The 16,038-nt window shown below is 59.5% G+C and carries 18 protein-coding genes; 12 read left to right on the top strand and 6 right to left on the bottom strand.

What is annotated here, in order from left to right:
- The first annotated feature begins 200 nt into the window (after positions 1–200).
- Together rhtA and PMI23_RS06845 are read left to right on the top strand one after the other, a co-directional pair.
- Positions 201–1,088, top strand: a complete 888-nt coding sequence (gene rhtA, locus PMI23_RS06840; RefSeq protein ID WP_042704914.1) for a threonine/homoserine exporter RhtA — start codon at positions 201–203, stop codon at positions 1,086–1,088.
- Between the two features lie 167 nt (positions 1,089–1,255).
- The gene (locus PMI23_RS06845; protein WP_007917561.1) at positions 1,256–1,537 is read left to right on the top strand and encodes a hypothetical protein; all 282 of its coding nucleotides are present in this window, start codon (positions 1,256–1,258) and stop codon (positions 1,535–1,537) included.
- A gap of 1 nt (position 1,538) precedes the next feature.
- Here PMI23_RS06845 and PMI23_RS06850 read toward each other — a convergent pair whose 3' ends face one another.
- The gene (locus PMI23_RS06850) at positions 1,539–2,102 is read right to left on the bottom strand and encodes a TetR/AcrR family transcriptional regulator (protein ID WP_007917559.1); all 564 of its coding nucleotides are present in this window, start codon (positions 2,100–2,102) and stop codon (positions 1,539–1,541) included.
- 91 nt (positions 2,103–2,193) lie between these two features.
- Here PMI23_RS06850 and PMI23_RS06855 point away from each other — a divergent pair, with 91 nt between their 5' ends.
- Together PMI23_RS06855 and PMI23_RS06860 are read left to right on the top strand one after the other, a co-directional pair.
- On the top strand, positions 2,194–2,922 hold the full coding sequence (locus PMI23_RS06855) for an SDR family oxidoreductase (RefSeq protein WP_007917557.1): 729 nt from the start codon (positions 2,194–2,196) through the stop codon (positions 2,920–2,922).
- A gap of 37 nt (positions 2,923–2,959) precedes the next feature.
- A complete protein-coding gene (locus PMI23_RS06860) occupies positions 2,960–3,556 on the top strand; it encodes a 2-hydroxychromene-2-carboxylate isomerase (protein WP_007917555.1) in 597 nt (198 codons plus the stop codon).
- Positions 3,557–3,599: 43 nt separating this feature from the next.
- Here the strand turns inward: PMI23_RS06860 and PMI23_RS06865 are convergent, their stop codons facing one another.
- From PMI23_RS06865 to PMI23_RS06880, 4 genes are all read right to left on the bottom strand, one after another.
- Positions 3,600–5,408, bottom strand: a complete 1,809-nt coding sequence (locus PMI23_RS06865; RefSeq protein WP_007917553.1) for an aminopeptidase P family protein — start codon at positions 5,406–5,408, stop codon at positions 3,600–3,602.
- Positions 5,409–5,464: 56 nt separating this feature from the next.
- Positions 5,465–6,631: an aminotransferase class V-fold PLP-dependent enzyme gene (locus tag PMI23_RS06870; RefSeq protein ID WP_007917551.1), complete on the bottom strand. Its 1,167-nt coding sequence runs from the start codon at positions 6,629–6,631 to the stop codon at positions 5,465–5,467.
- Positions 6,632–6,835: 204 nt separating this feature from the next.
- Positions 6,836–7,450 (bottom strand): LysE family translocator, encoded by a 615-nt coding sequence (locus PMI23_RS06875; protein WP_007917549.1) that lies wholly within the window; start codon positions 7,448–7,450, stop codon positions 6,836–6,838.
- A gap of 101 nt (positions 7,451–7,551) precedes the next feature.
- Positions 7,552–7,809: a hypothetical protein gene (locus tag PMI23_RS06880; RefSeq protein ID WP_007917547.1), complete on the bottom strand. Its 258-nt coding sequence runs from the start codon at positions 7,807–7,809 to the stop codon at positions 7,552–7,554.
- A gap of 390 nt (positions 7,810–8,199) precedes the next feature.
- Between PMI23_RS06880 and msuE the strand changes: the two genes are divergently transcribed.
- The 4 genes from msuE (at position 8,200) to PMI23_RS06900 (ending at position 12,402) form a co-directional block, all read left to right on the top strand.
- Complete coding sequence (msuE, locus tag PMI23_RS06885; RefSeq protein ID WP_007917546.1) at positions 8,200–8,763, top strand: FMN reductase; 564 nt, start codon at positions 8,200–8,202, stop codon at positions 8,761–8,763.
- A 10-nt stretch (positions 8,764–8,773) separates the two neighbouring features.
- Positions 8,774–9,919 carry an FMNH2-dependent alkanesulfonate monooxygenase gene (ssuD, locus tag PMI23_RS06890; protein WP_007949711.1) on the top strand — a complete coding sequence of 382 codons (1,146 nt, stop codon included), beginning with the start codon at positions 8,774–8,776 and terminating at the stop codon, positions 9,917–9,919.
- 155 nt (positions 9,920–10,074) lie between these two features.
- Complete coding sequence (locus tag PMI23_RS06895) at positions 10,075–11,262, top strand: acyl-CoA dehydrogenase family protein (RefSeq protein WP_007949712.1); 1,188 nt, start codon at positions 10,075–10,077, stop codon at positions 11,260–11,262.
- A gap of 36 nt (positions 11,263–11,298) precedes the next feature.
- Complete coding sequence (locus PMI23_RS06900; protein WP_007917735.1) at positions 11,299–12,402, top strand: sigma-54 interaction domain-containing protein; 1,104 nt, start codon at positions 11,299–11,301, stop codon at positions 12,400–12,402.
- On the opposite strand, the gene PMI23_RS06905 is transcribed toward PMI23_RS06900, so the two are convergent.
- Complete coding sequence (locus PMI23_RS06905) at positions 12,399–12,752, bottom strand: antibiotic biosynthesis monooxygenase (protein WP_007917731.1); 354 nt, start codon at positions 12,750–12,752, stop codon at positions 12,399–12,401. The two genes, PMI23_RS06900 and PMI23_RS06905, sit on opposite strands and share 4 nt — an antisense overlap.
- 93 nt (positions 12,753–12,845) lie before the next feature.
- On the opposite strand from PMI23_RS06905, the gene soxR reads away from it, so the two are divergent.
- The 4 genes from soxR (at position 12,846) to PMI23_RS06925 (ending at position 15,926) form a co-directional block, all read left to right on the top strand.
- Positions 12,846–13,298 (top strand): redox-sensitive transcriptional activator SoxR, encoded by a 453-nt coding sequence (gene soxR / locus PMI23_RS06910; RefSeq protein ID WP_007917730.1) that lies wholly within the window; start codon positions 12,846–12,848, stop codon positions 13,296–13,298.
- Positions 13,299–13,403: 105 nt separating this feature from the next.
- Positions 13,404–13,862 (top strand): VOC family protein, encoded by a 459-nt coding sequence (locus PMI23_RS06915; RefSeq protein WP_007917729.1) that lies wholly within the window; start codon positions 13,404–13,406, stop codon positions 13,860–13,862.
- A gap of 213 nt (positions 13,863–14,075) precedes the next feature.
- The gene (locus PMI23_RS06920) at positions 14,076–14,951 is read left to right on the top strand and encodes an alpha/beta hydrolase (protein ID WP_007917728.1); all 876 of its coding nucleotides are present in this window, start codon (positions 14,076–14,078) and stop codon (positions 14,949–14,951) included.
- Between the two features lie 24 nt (positions 14,952–14,975).
- Positions 14,976–15,926 (top strand): LysR substrate-binding domain-containing protein, encoded by a 951-nt coding sequence (locus PMI23_RS06925; RefSeq protein WP_007917727.1) that lies wholly within the window; start codon positions 14,976–14,978, stop codon positions 15,924–15,926.
- Positions 15,927–16,038 lie beyond the last annotated feature (112 nt).

Below are 16,038 nucleotides of genomic sequence, written 5' to 3' on the forward strand. Positions count from 1 at the left end.
TCAAGGAGTTTTCCGTTTCGTCTGCGCCGGAAGTGGGGCGAATTATAGACATCTGAAATCTGTCGTCAAGCGTTAATTGCGCTTTTCTATCGATCCGGGGAAAAAGGACTCTTCTATATAGACGTAACTCGATCGAATGCGCAGTATATTGCCCAACACCAATAATAATGCCTTGCTCTCACCTTGGACGATGCCACGTAATGAATGACCAGCCACGCTCTCTTGCCTCAATGCTGTTTCCGGTTGGCCTGCTATTAATAGCCATGGCGTCGATCCAGTCAGGAGCTTCTTTGGCCAAAAGCATGTTCCCTATCGTTGGCGCCCAGGGAACCACCACGCTGCGGCTGATCTTCGCCAGCGTGATCATGCTGTTAATACTGCGTCCATGGCGCGCGAGGCTGACCGCCAAATCACTGCGTACAGTCCTCGTCTACGGCATGGCATTGGGCGGCATGAACTTCCTCTTCTATATGTCACTGCAAACGGTGCCGTTGGGAATTGCCGTCGCCCTCGAATTTACCGGGCCACTGGCCGTAGCCATCCTTGCTTCCCGCCGTGCCATCGACTTTCTCTGGATTGCCCTGGCTGCCGCCGGCTTGATGCTGCTGATTCCAACAGGCACAACCAGCGCCGGAATCGATCTGGTGGGCGCCGGGTATGCACTGGGAGCCGGTGTCTGCTGGGCGCTATACATTCTGTTCGGTCAGAAGGCCGGCGCCGATAACGGTGTAACGACGGCAGCTCTGGGGGTAATGATCGCAGCGCTGTTCGTGGCCCCTATCGGCATCGTGCATGCTGGTTCAGCCCTATTGACCCCTTCGTTGATCCCGATTGCCATCGGCGTCGCCATTCTGTCCACCGCCCTGCCCTATACACTGGAGATGGTCGCCCTCACCCGCCTCCCGGCACGCACTTTCGGCACATTGATGAGTATCGAACCGGCCTTCGGAGCCCTCTCAGGCCTGTTGTTCCTGCACGAATTCCTCACACTGTCACAATGGATGGCGATCCTGTGCATTATTCTGGCATCCGTCGGCGCAACCATGACCATGGGGAGTGCTGCGAAACCCGCCATCGCGGCTGATTGAAAGAGGATTCGACGAAGGTCTGGCAATTGACGCGCATTTAGGCCATGTTTAGACCTGTAACCCAATGCCAGACATGGATTTTTTCGGACAGGGATTTCAAAAGCTTAGAGCGCACGCGAACACAGGCAAACCCGAGCATTAGACTCGTGGCCGTTATAAGGACGGTAATGAAACGAATTTTGATACTGATCGCCATACTGGCAGTTGCAGGTTGTGCGGCGACTTCGGAAACTCAGGTAAAACGCGGGAAAAAAGGGCTGCACATCAACTGCTCAGGGCTATCGTCCTCCTGGGACAAGTGCTACGCCAGTGCCGCCAATGCCTGCTTGCCGAAGGGCTACAAGGTCATCGCAAAATCCGGTGACGCCGTGGAAGAACCCGGCGATTACCCGTTCGGTCTCAATCCTGCGGGCTACACCAGCCGCAGCATGATTGTCATCTGTAAATAGATCAGCGCTGCCCGGCAATCTGCCGGCCAATTTCTTCATGGCTGGACTTCAGCACCGCTTGCTGAACGTCCGGTGTGGCCAACATACGCGCCACCACCAACGCCCCGACGCATTGCGACAGCACCGACCACGCCAGGGTCTCGCTCTCAAGAATCTGTGCCCAACGCTCCTGAAGCCGGCAAATCCACAGCTCGGCCTGCTCGCGCACCAGAACATCCGATCGGGCAATTTCTGCGCCCAACGCCGGCAACGCGCAACCGGCCTCAGGTTGCTCTACGTGAGCCATGCTCAGGTAGTGCTTGAGACAGCGCTCCAGTCGCTCACGATCCCGCGTGCCCTCCCCCCCCAATCGTTCAAGGCTTTGACCCAACTCGCGTTCGACGATGGCAGTGAACAACGCATCTTTCGATGAGAAATGGCTGTAGAACGCCGCACCGCTCAATCCGATAGCCTTCATCAAACCATCAACGCCCACCGTGGAAAAACCGGAACGCTTTGCTGACAGCGCGCTGCTCTGCAGCAGCTTTTCCCGTGTTTCCAACTTGTGACTGGCGGAGTAACGCATGTATTTGCCCTCGAATCGACTGCCTTGACGTTGTCTGGATCCTAGCATAACGTTCGTTCACTTAACGATCGTTTAATAAAGGCAATCACCCATGAATAACAAGAAGGTCATATTGGTTGTCGGCGCTGGCGATGCCACGGGCGGAGCGATTGCAAAGCGTTTTGCCAAAGAGGGACTCATCGCCTGCGTCACCCGACGCAGCGCCGACAAATTGCAGCCGCTAGTGGACGCGATCAAGGCTGAAGGCGGTGAAGCTCACGGTTTTGCCTGCGATGCGCGCAAAGAAGAAAACGTCATTGCTCTGATTGAAGACATCGAGACTCGCCTCGGTCCGATCGAAGCTTTTGTGTTCAATATCGGCGCCAATGTGCCATGCAGCATTCTTGAAGAAACCGCACGCAAGTATTTCAAGATTTGGGAAATGGCCTGCTTCTCAGGGTTCCTCAATGCCCGTGAAGTGGCCAAACGCATGGTCACACGCCAACGCGGCACTATCCTGTTCACCGGTGCCACCGCCGGACTTCGCGGCGCATCCGGGTTTGCCGCCTTCGCCGGAGCCAAACACGGTATCCGCGCGCTGGCACAAAGCATGGCGCGGGAACTGGGGCCAATGAACATCCACGTCGCCCACGTCGTAGTCGATGGTGCGATCGACACCGATTTCATTCGCAACAGTTTCCCCGAGAAGTACGCCACCAAAGATCAGGACGGCATCCTCAATCCCGAGCACATCGCCGAGAACTACTGGTATCTGCACAGTCAGCCACGGGATGCCTGGACGTTCGAGCTGGATCTGCGCCCCTGGAACGAACGCTGGTAAGCCCCCCCGCCATAACAATAACGACAGAGACGCGAAAATGACGAAAACCGTGGAGTTCTATTTCGACCTCGGCAGCCCTGCCACCTACCTGGCCTACACCCAGTTACCGAAGATTTGCGCCGAGACCAACAGCGAGCTGATCTACATCCCGATGCTGCTCGGTGGCGTCTTCAAGGCAACCGGCAACGCTTCACCGGCGATGATTCCGGCGAAGGGTCGGTACATGTTTGAGGATCTGGATCGCTACGCAAAACGCTACGGGGTGCCGCTGAAATTCAATCCGCACTTCCCGATCAACACACTGATGTTGATGCGTGCGGTAACCGGCATCCAGTTGCGTCAGCCAGCACGCTTTCAGGCGTTTATCGATTGTCTGTTCACGGCGCTATGGGTTGAAGGGCGCAGCCTCGACGAACCGGCGATTGTCGCTACTGTGCTGAGCGAACACGGTTTCGATCCGCAGGAAGTACTGGCGCTGAGCAACGATGAATCCGTCAAAGCAGCGCTTAAGGAGAACACCGAAACCGCTGTTAAACGTGGTGTTTTCGGAGCACCCAGCATGTTTATCGGCGATCAACTGTTCTTCGGCCAGGATCGGCTGGACTTCGTTGCGGAAGCCTTGCGCCAAGGCTAAACGATCATTCAGGCGCTGAACACAGCGCCTGAATCCCAGCCGATCAGATCGCCGCAGTACGGGTGTTCAGCCATTCCAGCGCCGCACCCTCAAGCAATGGACTCAAGCGCTCACGCACTTGCGCGTGGTAGGCGTTGAACCACTGTTTCTCTTCTTCAGTCAGCAACGCCGGCAGCAGGCAACGCGTGTCGATCGGGCACAGCGTCAAGGTTTCAAACTTGAGGAATTCTCCGAATTCGCTGCTGCCCGCCTCGCGGTTCATCGCCAGGTTCTCGATCCGCACGCCCCAACGACCCGGACGGTAGGTGCCTGGCTCGATCGAAGTAATCATCCCCGGCTGCATGGCCGTCTGCGGTGCAGGCGCGGCCTGATAAGCGATCACCTGTGGACCTTCATGGACGTTGAGGAAGTAGCCAACGCCATGACCGGTGCCGTGACCGTAATCGACGCTTTCGGCCCAGATCGGCGCACGGGCAATAGCATCGAGCAGCGGCGAGAGAATGCCTTTCGGGAACTGCGCGCGCGACAGGGCAATCACGCCCTTCAACACGCGCGTGCAATCGCGCTTCTGCTCTTCGCTCGGCGTACCAACCGGCACCATTCGCGTGATGTCCGTGGTGCCGCCCAGGTATTGACCACCCGAGTCGATCAGCAGCAAGCCGTCGCCTTCGATTACCGCGTGTTCTTCTTCGGTGGCGTGGTAATGCGGCATGGCGCCATTGGCGTTGAACGCGGCAATGGTGTTGAAACTCAGCGAGACATAATCCGGACGACGCTCACGGGCAGCGGTGAGTTTTTCGTCGATGGTCAGTTCGGTAATGCGCTCGCGCCCCCAAGCCGATTCCAGCCAGGCGAAAAACTCGCACAGCGCCGCGCCATCCTGCTCCATCGCTTTGCGGATATGTGCAGCGTCCGCTTCACTTTTCTGCGACTTGGCCAACGTGGTCGGGTTCAGGCCTTCGACCAGCTTCACCGTGCTGTCGAGGTTATCCAGCAAACCGCTGGTAACGCGCGCCGGATCAACCAACAAACTCGCGCCACTCGGCACGGCACGCAGGGCATCAGCGACTTCGCTGTAATCACGCAACGTCACGCCGTCCGTCTCAAGCACCGAGCGCAAATCTGCATCGACCTTGCTTAACGCTACGAACAACGTGGCCTGCTGCTGACCGATCAACGCAAACGAAACAAACACCGGGTTGAACGACACATCGCCGCCGCGCAAGTTGAACAACCAGGCAATGTCGTCGAGGGTGGCGATGAAATGCCAGTCAGCGCCGCGCTCTTGCAGGGTTTCGCGTAGCTTGGCCAGTTTCTCGCCACGGCTGACCGTCGCTTGCGGTGGCAGATGCTGATAGATCGGTGCGTTCGGCAGGCTCGGGCGATCGCGCCAGACTTCTTGCAGCAGATCAATGTCGGTGCGCAGACGTGCGCCGCGTGCTTCCAGTTTGCTGCTCAGGGTACGCGCCGAAGACACGGCCATCACCGCACCGTCAACCGCGACCACACCACCTTCCGGTGTCTGCTCGGCAAGCCAGTCCAGCGGGCTCGGTTGACCCGGTTGCAACTTGACCAGTTCGATGCCGCTGCCCTTGAGTTCTTTGCTCGCCTGCTCCCAGTAACGACTGTCGGCCCAGACGCCGGCGAAATCAGCGGTGACAATCAACGTCCCGACCGAACCATGGAAGCCCGACAACCACTGCCGACCCTGCCAGTAACCCGGCAGATATTCCGACAAATGCGGGTCGGCGGACGGCACCAACAGCGCATGAATGCCTTCGCGGCGCATCAGTTCACGGGTGTGCGCCAGGCGCTGGGGCACCGATCCTTCGGTCGAGGTCTGGGTACTCATCATGTCTCCTGCTAATCACTTCATCGTTATTGTTCGTCGCCGTTAAATCGGCTCGTTTAAAGCCCTGTCGCCCAGAATGCCGGAGCACTGGCGCAGGCGGTCTTGATCAGTTCGACGGCCTTGTCGATGTCCTCGGCGGTGGTAAAACGGCCGAGGCTCAAGCGAATGGTGCGTCCGGCCAGATGCGCGTCATGCCCCAGCGCCAACAGCACGTGGGATGGCGTGTTACTGGCGGAGTTGCAAGCCGAGGTCGCGGAGAAAGCAAGCGAATGGCTCAACGCCGCGCTGTTGAATTCGCCTTCGCTGAAGGTCAGGCTCAAGGTGTGCGGAATGCGCTGAGTGGCACAACCATTCAGGCGCACGCCCGGCAGGCTCAGCAGTTGTTCGAGCAAGCGTTCGCGCAGTGCGACGATGGTTTTTTTCTCGACATCGAACGCCTCGGCGGCCAAGGCAAATGCTGCGCCCATCCCGGCAATCTGGTGCGTCGCCAAGGTTCCGGAGCGCAAACCACCTTCGTGACCGCCGCCGTGAATCTGCGCCTGCAACCGCTGCTGTGCCCGCGGGCCGACGTACAACGCGCCGATGCCTTTGGGACCGTAAAGTTTGTGCGCCGAAAACGACATCAGATCCACCGGCCATTGCCCCAGATCGATGGCCACTTTGCCGGCGCCTTGCGCCGCGTCGACATGGAACAACGCCTCGCGACTGCGCACCACTTCGCCAATCGCTTGAACATCATTGACGGTGCCCAACTCGTTGTTGACCAGCATCAGCGACACCAGAAAGGTGTCGTCGCGCATGGCTTCGCTGACCGCTTGCGGGGTGATCAGGCCATCGGCGTCCGGCACCAGATAGGTCACGGCGATGCCGGCGTCCTGCAACTGGCGGGCGGTATCGAGGATGGCTTTGTGTTCGATCTGGCTGGTAATGATATGGCCGCCGGACACGCCGCGCGCCTGGGCCACACCTTTAAGGGCAAGGTTGTTGGACTCGGTGGCACCGGAGGTCCAGACGATCTGCTCAGCATTGGCGCCGACCAGTTCGGCGACCTGCCGGCGGGCCTGCTCGACCGTGTGTCGGGCCTGCTGGCCGAACGCGTGGGAGCTGGAAGCCGGGTTGCCAAAGTTACCGTGAAACCCCAGACACTCGATCATCACCTGGATGACCCGCTCGTCCACCGGGGTCGTGGCGGCGTAATCGAAATACAACGGACGTGTGTTCATAAAAGACTCGCAGAGCGTGTTCCGGGATCAGGAGGCTCGTGTCTGCAAACGGTACGGCGCAGCCTTGTGAGCTGCGCGTCGGTTCGAGAGCGTCATCAATACCTGATCGGATGCCGTTAAAGAAGAACAACTTCATTCAAAGTGCGTAGGAACGCTCCTGAAGTCGAGCTTAACAGGCATCCGGCCTGCGGTTGAAGCGATGCGTCAGCTAAAGCTTTCGAGAAGTAACGGGTACAGCGAAATCACCAGCAGTGCGGCCATGCCCCAGTTGAACACGCGCAACCAGCGCGGATCCTTCAAGACATTGCGCAACAACGTACCGCAAGCTGCCCAGACGCCGACGCTCGGCAGGTTAATGATGGCGAATACCGCAGCAATCACCACCACATTGGTGAAATAGCCCTGCATCGGCGTGTAGGTGCTGATGGCGCCGATGGCCATGATCCACGCCTTGGGATTGACCCACTGAAACGCGGCGGCGCCAAGGTAGCTGATCGGCTTCGCCTCGCCTGCGGCGCTGTCACCGACCGGTCCCGAGTGAGCGATTTTCCACGCCAGATACAGCAGATACGCCGCGCCGACATAGCGCAGAACCGTATAAAGAATCGGATAGCTCTGAAACACCGCGCCGAGGCCAAAGCCCACGGCCACCACCAGAACGAAAAAGCCACAGGTAATTCCGAGCATATGCGGGATGGTGCGGTTGAAGCCGAAGTTAACCCCCGATGCCAGCAACATGGTGTTGTTCGGCCCCGGCGTAATCGAGGTGACAAGGGCAAACAGGGCAAAGCCCAACAGCAGGTCAAGCGAGAGGGTCATGGCAGGCAATCCATCAGGGTCATTCAGGTGTTGACCCTATCCCACACCGCCCGGCAAGCCCACGGACAGTTGGGTAAAACTTCGAGCAGTACAGTTTGCTTTCAGCTTGGGCGACCGTGCAGCTGTACGGCACGTTCGGCACTCATTTCAGCTTTTTTGTCGAACTGGGTCTGACCGAGTAATTGCGCTTTTTTCGCGTGGTATTCGTCGAAGGACAGGCCGCTGCGATTGAGCGCTTCCATCGCCAATTCGCGGGATTCTTCATCAGTATAAGGGCGCAGTTCCGGCGAAACGTGTCCGGCACAACCGGCGAGTACAGAGACAGCGAGCAACAGCGAAACGGTCAGTAAACGATTCATGGGAGCGTCCTGGCGAGCAATGGGGAGTCGATGGACAAAGGCTACGCCCCGGCACGCCCGCGCAGAAATCAACGCTCTCAATAGTGGCTATCAGGAAATCGACACAAACTGCCGCATATCTCTTAACGATCTATAAATATCGATTAACGTTCTTTTACGGAATAACAAACAGCCTTTATAACTCCATCCATGCGCTGAGCACTGTTGCTCCAGCAACTGTTGCTCAGTCAACACCGATTCAACAAAGCGCCTCGCTACTCACAGGGGCGACCGCCACTCTAACGCTCAACGCCCTGTAAACCGGGGCTTCCAGGAATTGGTACAGCGCTTGCTCAGACCCGGTGACTCATTCACTGCTCGCTGAGCAACTGTTGAAAAAAGGAACTGATCATGTCGCGTCCCCTGAAAGTCGTCGCCCTCTCCGGCGGCACCTGGCGTCCGTCCCGTACTCTGGTGCTGACCCAGGCCTTGCTCGCCGAACTGGCTGGGCACCTGACCATCGAAAGCCATTTGATCGAACTCGGTGATATCGCTCGTCCGCTCGGCGCTGCGCTATCGCGTCAGGAACTCAGTGCGGAAGTTGAAGCCGAGTTGCAGGCCATCGAGCAGGCCGATCTGCTGATTGTTGCCGCGCCGGTTTATCGCGGTTCCTACCCGGGTCTGCTCAAGCATCTGTTCGACCTGATCGACCTCAACGCCCTGATCGACACCCCGGTGCTGCTCGCTGCTACCGGCGGCAGCGAACGTCATGCGCTGGTCCTCGATCACCAGTTGCGCCCGCTGTTCAGCTTCTTCCAAGCCATGACCTTGCCGATCGGCGTGTACGCCACCGAAGCCGACTTCGCCGATTACCAGATCACCAGCGAACTGTTGAAGGCGCGCATCCGCCTCGCCGCCGAACGCGCGGCGCCGCTGTTCGCCACACAAATCAAACCCTTGCTGAAAATCGCCTGAGGAGCCGTTCATGGATGTTTTCTGGTTCCTGCCGACCCACGGCGATGGCCACTATCTGGGCACCACTCAAGGCGCGCGCCCGGTCACTCTCAATTATCTGAAACAGGTGGCGCAGGCCGCTGACAGTCTCGGCTACCACGGCGTGCTGATTCCCACCGGGCGCTCCTGCGAAGACTCGTGGGTGATCGCCTCGGCGCTGGTGCCGCTGACTGAACGCCTGCGTTATCTGGTGGCGATCCGTCCGGGGATCATCTCGCCGACAGTCTCGGCGCGCATGGCTGCGACGCTTGATCGGCTGTCCAACGGGCGCTTGCTGATCAACGTGGTGACCGGCGGCGATCCGGACGAGAACCGTGGCGACGGCAGTTTCCTCAGCCACGCCGAGCGCTATGAAGTCACCGATGAATTCCTGAAGATCTGGCGTCGCGTGTTGCAAGGCGAAGCGGTGGATTTCGACGGCAAGCACCTGAAGGTGCAGAACGCCAAAGCGCTGTATCCGCCAGTGCAGAAACCCTATCCGCCGCTGTATTTCGGTGGTTCATCCGATGCCGCGCATGATCTGGCCGCCGAACAAGTTGACGTCTATCTGACCTGGGGCGAACCACCGGCCGCCGTCGCGGAAAAACTCGCCGACGTGCGCGAACGCGCGGCGCGGCATGGGCGCAAGGTGAAGTTCGGCATCCGCCTGCATGTGATCGTGCGCGAGACCGCCGAAGAGGCCTGGAAAGCCGCCGACAAACTGATCGAACACATCAGCGACGAAACCATTGAAGCGGCGCAGAAATCCTTTTCGCGCTTCGACTCCGAGGGTCAGCGGCGCATGGCCGCATTGCACGATGGCCGTCGCGACAACCTCGAAATCGCCCCGAACCTGTGGGCCGGCGTCGGTCTGGTGCGCGGCGGTGCCGGTACGGCATTGGTCGGTGATCCGCAGCAAGTGGCGGCGCGGATCAAGGAATACGCAGATCTGGGCATCGAGAGTTTCATCTTCTCCGGTTACCCGCATCTGGAAGAGGCTTACCGCTTTGCCGAGCTGGTGTTCCCGCTGTTGCCCGAGCCTTATGCGAGTCTGGCCGGGCGTGGCGTGACCAATCTGACCGGGCCGTTTGGCGAAATGATTGCCAATGATGTGTTGCCCACAAAAGCCTCCGCCTAAACCGGATCTCTTGTGTAGGAGCTGCCGCAGGCTCGGGCCGCGATCGGACGATCTTTTGACTTTGATTTTCTAAAAACCAGATCAAAAGATCGTCCGATCGCGGCCCGAGCCTGCGGCAGCTCCTACAAGGGCAGTACAAATTCAGGAGTGTTGGTGTGACCGCCAAACCGCAAAGTACTTTGTTATCCCCGTTGCAAACCGCCCGCCAACTGGCCGCCGAATTTGCCCTGACCGCCGTCGAACGCGACGAACGTGGCGGCACACCGAAGGCCGAGCGCGATGCCCTGCGCGACAGCGGCCTGCTGGCCCTGAGCATTCCCACCCGCTACGGCGGCCTCGGCGCAAGCTGGAGCGAAACCCTGCAGGTCGTTCGCGAGTTCGCCAAGGTCGACAGCTCGATTGCTCACGTCTTCGGTTTCCATCATTTGATGCTCGCCACCGTGCGCCTGTTTTCCCGGCCGGAACAATGGCAGCCGTGGTTCGAACAGACCGCGCGGCAGAACTGGTTCTGGGGCAACGCACTGAACCCGCTCGACACCCGTACCGTGGTCAAGGACCTCGGTGGCTGGCGCGAGTTTTCCGGGAAGAAAAGCTTCTGCTCCGGCGCCAGTGATTCACAAATGCTGATCGCTTCGGCGGTCGATGAAAGTGCCGGCGGCAAATTGCTGATCGCGGCGATTCCCAGCGGCCGCAGTGGCATCACCCTGCACAACGACTGGAACAATATCGGCCAGCGTCAGACCGACAGCGGCAGCGCCACGTTTGAACGGGTCCGGGTCGAAGAGTCGGAACTGCTGCTCGATCCCGGCCCGCTGAGCACGCCGTTTGCGTGCTTGCGACCGCTAATCGCGCAGCTGACCTTCACGCATATGTTTCTCGGAATTGCCGAAGGCGCTTTCGAGGAGGCGCGGCAATACACCCTCAGCGAAACCCGGCTCTGGCATAAGTCCTCGGCGCGCGATGTGCGTGAAGATCCGTACGTGCTCGCCCATTACGGCGAGTTCTGGGTGGCGCTGGAAGGCATCCGCCTGTTGGTCGAACGCGCGGCGGCGTTGCTCGATGAGGCCTGGGCCAAAGGCGCGAACCTCAGCGCCGAAGAACGCGGCCAAGTCGCGACAGCGATTGCCACCGCGAAAGTTGCCGCCAGCCGTCAGGGCCTGGAGATTTGCAGCCGTTTGTTCGAAGTGACCGGCGCGCGCTCCACTCACGCGTCCCTGCGCCTCGATCGCCACTGGCGCAACCTGCGCACGCAAACCCTGCACGACCCGCTGGACTACAAACTCCATGAGTTGGGCGACTGGGCGCTGAATCAGTCGCTGCCGGTGCCGACCTTCTATTCCTGACCTGCCTGCATTTGAACTAAAAAGAAGGACGAGCCCATGCAACTGCTGACCCTACCGCCCTCCCCCGCGCTCGCCACGTCGATCCGCGCCACTGCGCAGGTGTTCGAGGACCCGAAGTCCCAGGCCCTGCTCGCACATTTACAGCAGGTTGCGCCGAGTGAAGCGAGTGTGCTGATCATCGGCGAGACCGGTACCGGCAAAGAACTGGTAGCGCGGCATATTCATAACCTCAGCAATCGCCGTCATCGGCCGTTTATCGCGGTCAATTGCGGGGCGTTTTCCGAATCACTGGTGGAAGCGGAGTTGTTCGGTCATGAAAAAGGCGCGTTCACCGGCGCGCTGAGCGCCAAGGCCGGATGGTTCGAGGAAGCGGATGGTGGCACCTTGTTTCTCGATGAGATCGGCGATCTGCCGATGGCGATTCAGGTGAAGTTGCTGCGCGTTTTGCAGGAACGCGAAGTGGTGCGACTGGGCTCGCGCAAAAGCATTCCCATCGATGTACGGGTACTGGCGGCGACCAATGTGCAGCTGGAAAAAGCCATCAATGCCGGTCATTTCCGCGAGGATCTGTATTACCGCCTCAACGTGGTCAATCTGGAACTGAGCCCGTTGCGCGAGCGTCCTGGCGACATACTGCCGCTGACCCGCCATTTCATCGAGGCCTACAGCCAGCGCCTCGGTTACGGGCGGGTCAGCATCAGCCCCGGCGCCGAACACAAACTGCGCGCTTACAGTTGGCCGGGCAATATTCGCGAGCTGGAGAACGTCATCCATCACACCTTGCTGATCTGCCGCAACGGCGTGATCGAACGCGATGATTTGCGTCTGTCGAACCTGCGCATCGAACGCCCGGACGATCATCACAGCAGTGCCGATGATTCACCGGAGGCCTTACTGGAACAGGCCTTTCAAAAACTCTTCGCGCAACAGGCCGGCGCGCTGCACGAAAAAGTCGAAGACGCTTTGCTGCGCGCGGCGTATCGCTTCTGCCATTACAACCAGGTGCACACCGCCGCGTTGCTCGGTCTGAGCCGCAACGTCACCCGCACGCGACTGATCAAGATCGGCGAACTGGCGGTAAACAAGCGGCGGCTCACGGAGAATCTGCAGGGCGAACGCCTGATCCAGTTGTCGATCTAGCCGACCAGGTGGCAATGCAGCGCATCGTCGTGACTGCGGGCGATGCTGCTCAGCACCTGAAACGAGTTGAAGGTGACGGTTTTCGCCTGATGGGTGTGAATCAGTTGCCAGAAGTCCTGCTCGCCGCTTTCGAAGCTGCGAAATGCCGCTTCACCCGCCTCGCGGGACTGCCATTGGAGGAAACTCAGCACGCGCCGGCCGTCATCGCTGGCCTGCACACTGGCGCTGACAAAACCGGCATAACGTTGCGCCAGGCGCTCGGTTTGCATTGATAGTGCAGTGACCAAGGCGGGTTGTTGGCGTGGTTCGATTTCGAATTCGATCAATTGGGTAAAACTGCGGTTGTTCATGGAATGCCCCCACTCAGCGTAAGACAAGCCTTGCGACTCGAAGACCTGCAGGGTAAAACCTCTAGTTAAGTCAAGGTCAAGAGCTGTCTTCAAATGATCAGCAAAGAAAATGTGCACAAACAGTTAACGGTTGGTGAAGTCGCAGCGCGCAGTGGCGTGGCCGTCACCGCCCTGCACTTTTATGAATCCAAAGGCCTGATCAAGAGCCAGCGCAATGCCGGCAATCAGCGGCGCTATCCGCGCGAAGTACTGCGCCGCGTAGCGTTGATCAAAGTCGCGCAGCGGCTGGGGATTCCGCTGGCGGAAATTGGCGAGGCATTGAAAATCCTCCCGGAGGATCGTGCGCCCAGCGCGGCAGACTGGAAAATCCTCTCACAGCAATGGCGACAGGAACTGGACGCGCGGATCGAGCAACTGACGCTGCTGCGCGATCGGCTCAATGGCTGCATCGGTTGTGGCTGTTTGTCGATGGAGGCCTGTCCGCTGCGCAATCAGGGCGATGTACTCGGCGAACAAGGGCCTGGCCCGCATTTTCCAAAGGATTGACTGCTCGTCGGGCAAAAGTCTGCACGGCGAGGACGGTTCTATAGTGAATCTTCCACAAATTCGGTGGAGTCCTGTCCCATAGAACAACAATTCAGGGAGAACGTCATGAGCGTCAAACCCATTCCCGAGGGGTATCACAGCATTACCCCGTATCTCGGCATCCACAAAGCCGCCGAGGCCATCGACTTCTATAAAACAGCCTTCGGCGCCACCGAGGTCATGCGTCTGGCCATGCCTGACGGCGGCATCGGCCACGCCGAACTGCGCATCGGCGACAGCGCGATCATGCTCGGTTCGCCCTGTGATCAGGGGCCGTTGAGTAATCCTGATCAAGCCGTGTCAGTTGGTTTGCATCTGTATGTGACCGATGTCGACAAGTCCTTTCAGCGAGCGCTGGATGCCGGAGCGAAGGCGGTGTCGGAGGTCAAGGACCAGTTTTACGGTGATCGCAGCGGGACGTTGAAGGATCCGTATGGGCATCTGTGGTTTCTCGCCTCGCGCAAGGAAGATCTGACTGAAGAGCAGATCAAGCAGCGGGCGATGGAGATGTTTAGTCAGGGTTGAGAGTTGCAGTGTCTGCAATGGCGCTATCGCGAGCAGGCGAAGGCCTACAGGGGAACGCATTTCAACTGTAGGCCTTCGCCTGCTCGCGATGAGGCCATAACTATCAACACCCATCACACTTCATGAACCGGCCCACCACGCTTTGCCCCTTGCCGCAAACGCCGGACGATTTCAGGATGCAGCCAACCAGAACCCTGAAAAAGGATCAGCCCGATGTTTGCCGGATTCCGCAAAGACCAGCGCCACGTCAACGGCGTCGACATTGCCTACCGCCTCGGCGGCAGCGGCCCGGGCCTGTTGCTGTTGCACGGGCACCCGCAGACCCACGTGATCTGGCACAAGATTGCCGAACAACTGGCCGAACACTTCAGCGTGGTCGCCGCCGACCTGCGCGGTTACGGCGACAGCAGTCGCCCGGCCGCCGATGAGCTGCACGTTAATTACTCGAAACGCGAAATGGCCCGCGACAATGTCGAGTTGATGCAGGCGCTGGGCTTCGAGCAGTTTTCGATTCTCGCTCACGACCGTGGCGCGCGGGTCGCCCATCGCCTCGCCCTCGATCACCCGGATGCCGTGCAACGGATGATGCTGCTCGACATCGCGCCAACCCTGTCGATGTACGCGCAAACCAACGAAGCCTTTGCTCGCGCGTATTGGCACTGGTTCTTCCTGATCCGCCCGGCGCCATTGCCGGAAACCTTGCTCGAAGCCAATCCCGAAGGTTATCTGCGCAGCGTCATGGGCAGCCGCAGCGCCGGGCTCAAGCCGTTTACCGATGCAGCCTTCGGCGAATACCTGCGCTGCCTGCAACAACCGGGCAGCGCCCGTGGCATCTGCGAAGACTATCGCGCCAGCGCCGGCATCGATCTTGAGCACGACCGCGCCGACATCGCTGCCGGGCATCACCTGAGTCTGCCGCTGCGCGTGTTGTGGGGCGCCGAAGGCACCGTCGGCCGTTGCTTCGATCCGCTCAAGGAATGGCAACACGTGGCGACTGACGTCAGCGCTCAGGCATTGCCCGCCGGCCATTACCTTGCCGAAGAAGTCCCTGAACTGTTGCTTGGCGAAGCACTGGCCTTTTTGCGCTGAGCCGAGCCGCCGGATCTCGGTGCTATGCTGGCGGCTTCTGCCGCCAGTGTTCGTTTTGACATGCCACAGAAGAAAGACAGCGTGCCCCTGCCCGAAGACTTGCGCGTGCTACTCACCGTGATCCGCAAGAACGGCTTTGCCGCCGCAGCGGATGAACTCGGCCTGTCGCCGGCCTATGTCAGCAAACGCATCCAGATTCTTGAAACCACCCTTGGCACTCGCCTGCTGCACCGCACCAGTCGTCGCGTCTCGCTGACCGAGGACGGCGAACGGGTGCAGCGCTGGGCGTTGCGCATTCTCGATGACTTCCAGCAACTGCACGACGAACTGTCCGACGCCCACGACAGCCCGCGTGGGCGCTTGCACCTCTGCAGCAGTTTCGGTTTCGGTCGCAATCATGTGGCGCCGGCGGTGTCGCTGCTGGCCGAACGTTATCCAGACCTGGAGATTCGCCTCGACCTGTTCGACCGGGTGGTGGACATCATCAACGAAGGCTTCGACCTGGAGATCCGCGTTGGCGATGACATTCCGGGCCAGCACATCGGCCGGTGTCTGGTCAGTAACCGCCGAGTGCTGTGCGCCGCCCCCGGTTATCTGCAAACTCGCGGCACGCCGCAGACGCTGGACGAATTGCAACAGCACGATTGCCTGGTGATCAAGGAACGCGACAACGCCTTCGGTATCTGGCATCTGGATCGCGACGGCGGGCAAGAGAGCGTGCGGGTCAGCGGGCCGTTGTCGTCCAACAACGGCGAGATTGTTTTGCAGTGGGCACTCGACGGGCGTGGGGTGTTGTTGCGCTCACTGTGGGATGTGAAACCGCTACTGGAGCAAGGACGCTTGGTGCAGGTGCTGGACGATTACAGCCAGAGCGCCAATGTCTGGGCGGTGTACCCGACACGGCTGGCGCATTCGGGGAAGTTGCGCGCGTGTGTGGAGTTTTTGCAGGCGCATTTCAAAGGATTGTCGTTGTAGCTCAAAACACCACAAAAACCTGTGGGAGCTGGCTTGTCGGAACGCCGCATCGCAGCGATGGCGTCAGCTCAGCCAACACAAATGCTGGAAGTGCCGGCCTCATCGCTGGCAA

It is taken from the genome of Pseudomonas sp. GM24 (assembly GCF_000282235.1).
GTDB lineage: Bacteria > Pseudomonadota > Gammaproteobacteria > Pseudomonadales > Pseudomonadaceae > Aquipseudomonas.

Bases quoted from the DNA above. Each gene is read 5' to 3' on its own strand.
- rhtA (WP_042704914.1), top strand. From the start codon at position 201: ATGAATGACCAGCCACGCTCTCTTGCCTCAATGCTGTTTCCGGTTGGC.
- PMI23_RS06845 (WP_007917561.1), top strand. From the start codon at position 1,256: ATGAAACGAATTTTGATACTGATCGCCATACTGGCAGTTGCAGGTTGT.
- PMI23_RS06850 (WP_007917559.1), bottom strand. From the start codon at position 2,102: ATGCGTTACTCCGCCAGTCACAAGTTGGAAACACGGGAAAAGCTGCTG.
- PMI23_RS06855 (WP_007917557.1), top strand. From the start codon at position 2,194: ATGAATAACAAGAAGGTCATATTGGTTGTCGGCGCTGGCGATGCCACG.
- PMI23_RS06860 (WP_007917555.1), top strand. From the start codon at position 2,960: ATGACGAAAACCGTGGAGTTCTATTTCGACCTCGGCAGCCCTGCCACC.
- PMI23_RS06865 (WP_007917553.1), bottom strand. From the start codon at position 5,408: ATGAGTACCCAGACCTCGACCGAAGGATCGGTGCCCCAGCGCCTGGCG.
- PMI23_RS06870 (WP_007917551.1), bottom strand. From the start codon at position 6,631: ATGAACACACGTCCGTTGTATTTCGATTACGCCGCCACGACCCCGGTG.
- PMI23_RS06875 (WP_007917549.1), bottom strand. From the start codon at position 7,450: ATGACCCTCTCGCTTGACCTGCTGTTGGGCTTTGCCCTGTTTGCCCTT.
- PMI23_RS06880 (WP_007917547.1), bottom strand. From the start codon at position 7,809: ATGAATCGTTTACTGACCGTTTCGCTGTTGCTCGCTGTCTCTGTACTC.
- msuE (WP_007917546.1), top strand. From the start codon at position 8,200: ATGTCGCGTCCCCTGAAAGTCGTCGCCCTCTCCGGCGGCACCTGGCGT.
- ssuD (WP_007949711.1), top strand. From the start codon at position 8,774: ATGGATGTTTTCTGGTTCCTGCCGACCCACGGCGATGGCCACTATCTG.
- PMI23_RS06900 (WP_007917735.1), top strand. From the start codon at position 11,299: ATGCAACTGCTGACCCTACCGCCCTCCCCCGCGCTCGCCACGTCGATC.
- PMI23_RS06905 (WP_007917731.1), bottom strand. From the start codon at position 12,752: ATGAACAACCGCAGTTTTACCCAATTGATCGAATTCGAAATCGAACCA.
- soxR (WP_007917730.1), top strand. From the start codon at position 12,846: ATGATCAGCAAAGAAAATGTGCACAAACAGTTAACGGTTGGTGAAGTC.
- PMI23_RS06915 (WP_007917729.1), top strand. From the start codon at position 13,404: ATGAGCGTCAAACCCATTCCCGAGGGGTATCACAGCATTACCCCGTAT.
- PMI23_RS06920 (WP_007917728.1), top strand. From the start codon at position 14,076: ATGTTTGCCGGATTCCGCAAAGACCAGCGCCACGTCAACGGCGTCGAC.
- PMI23_RS06925 (WP_007917727.1), top strand. From the start codon at position 14,976: ATGCTGGCGGCTTCTGCCGCCAGTGTTCGTTTTGACATGCCACAGAAG.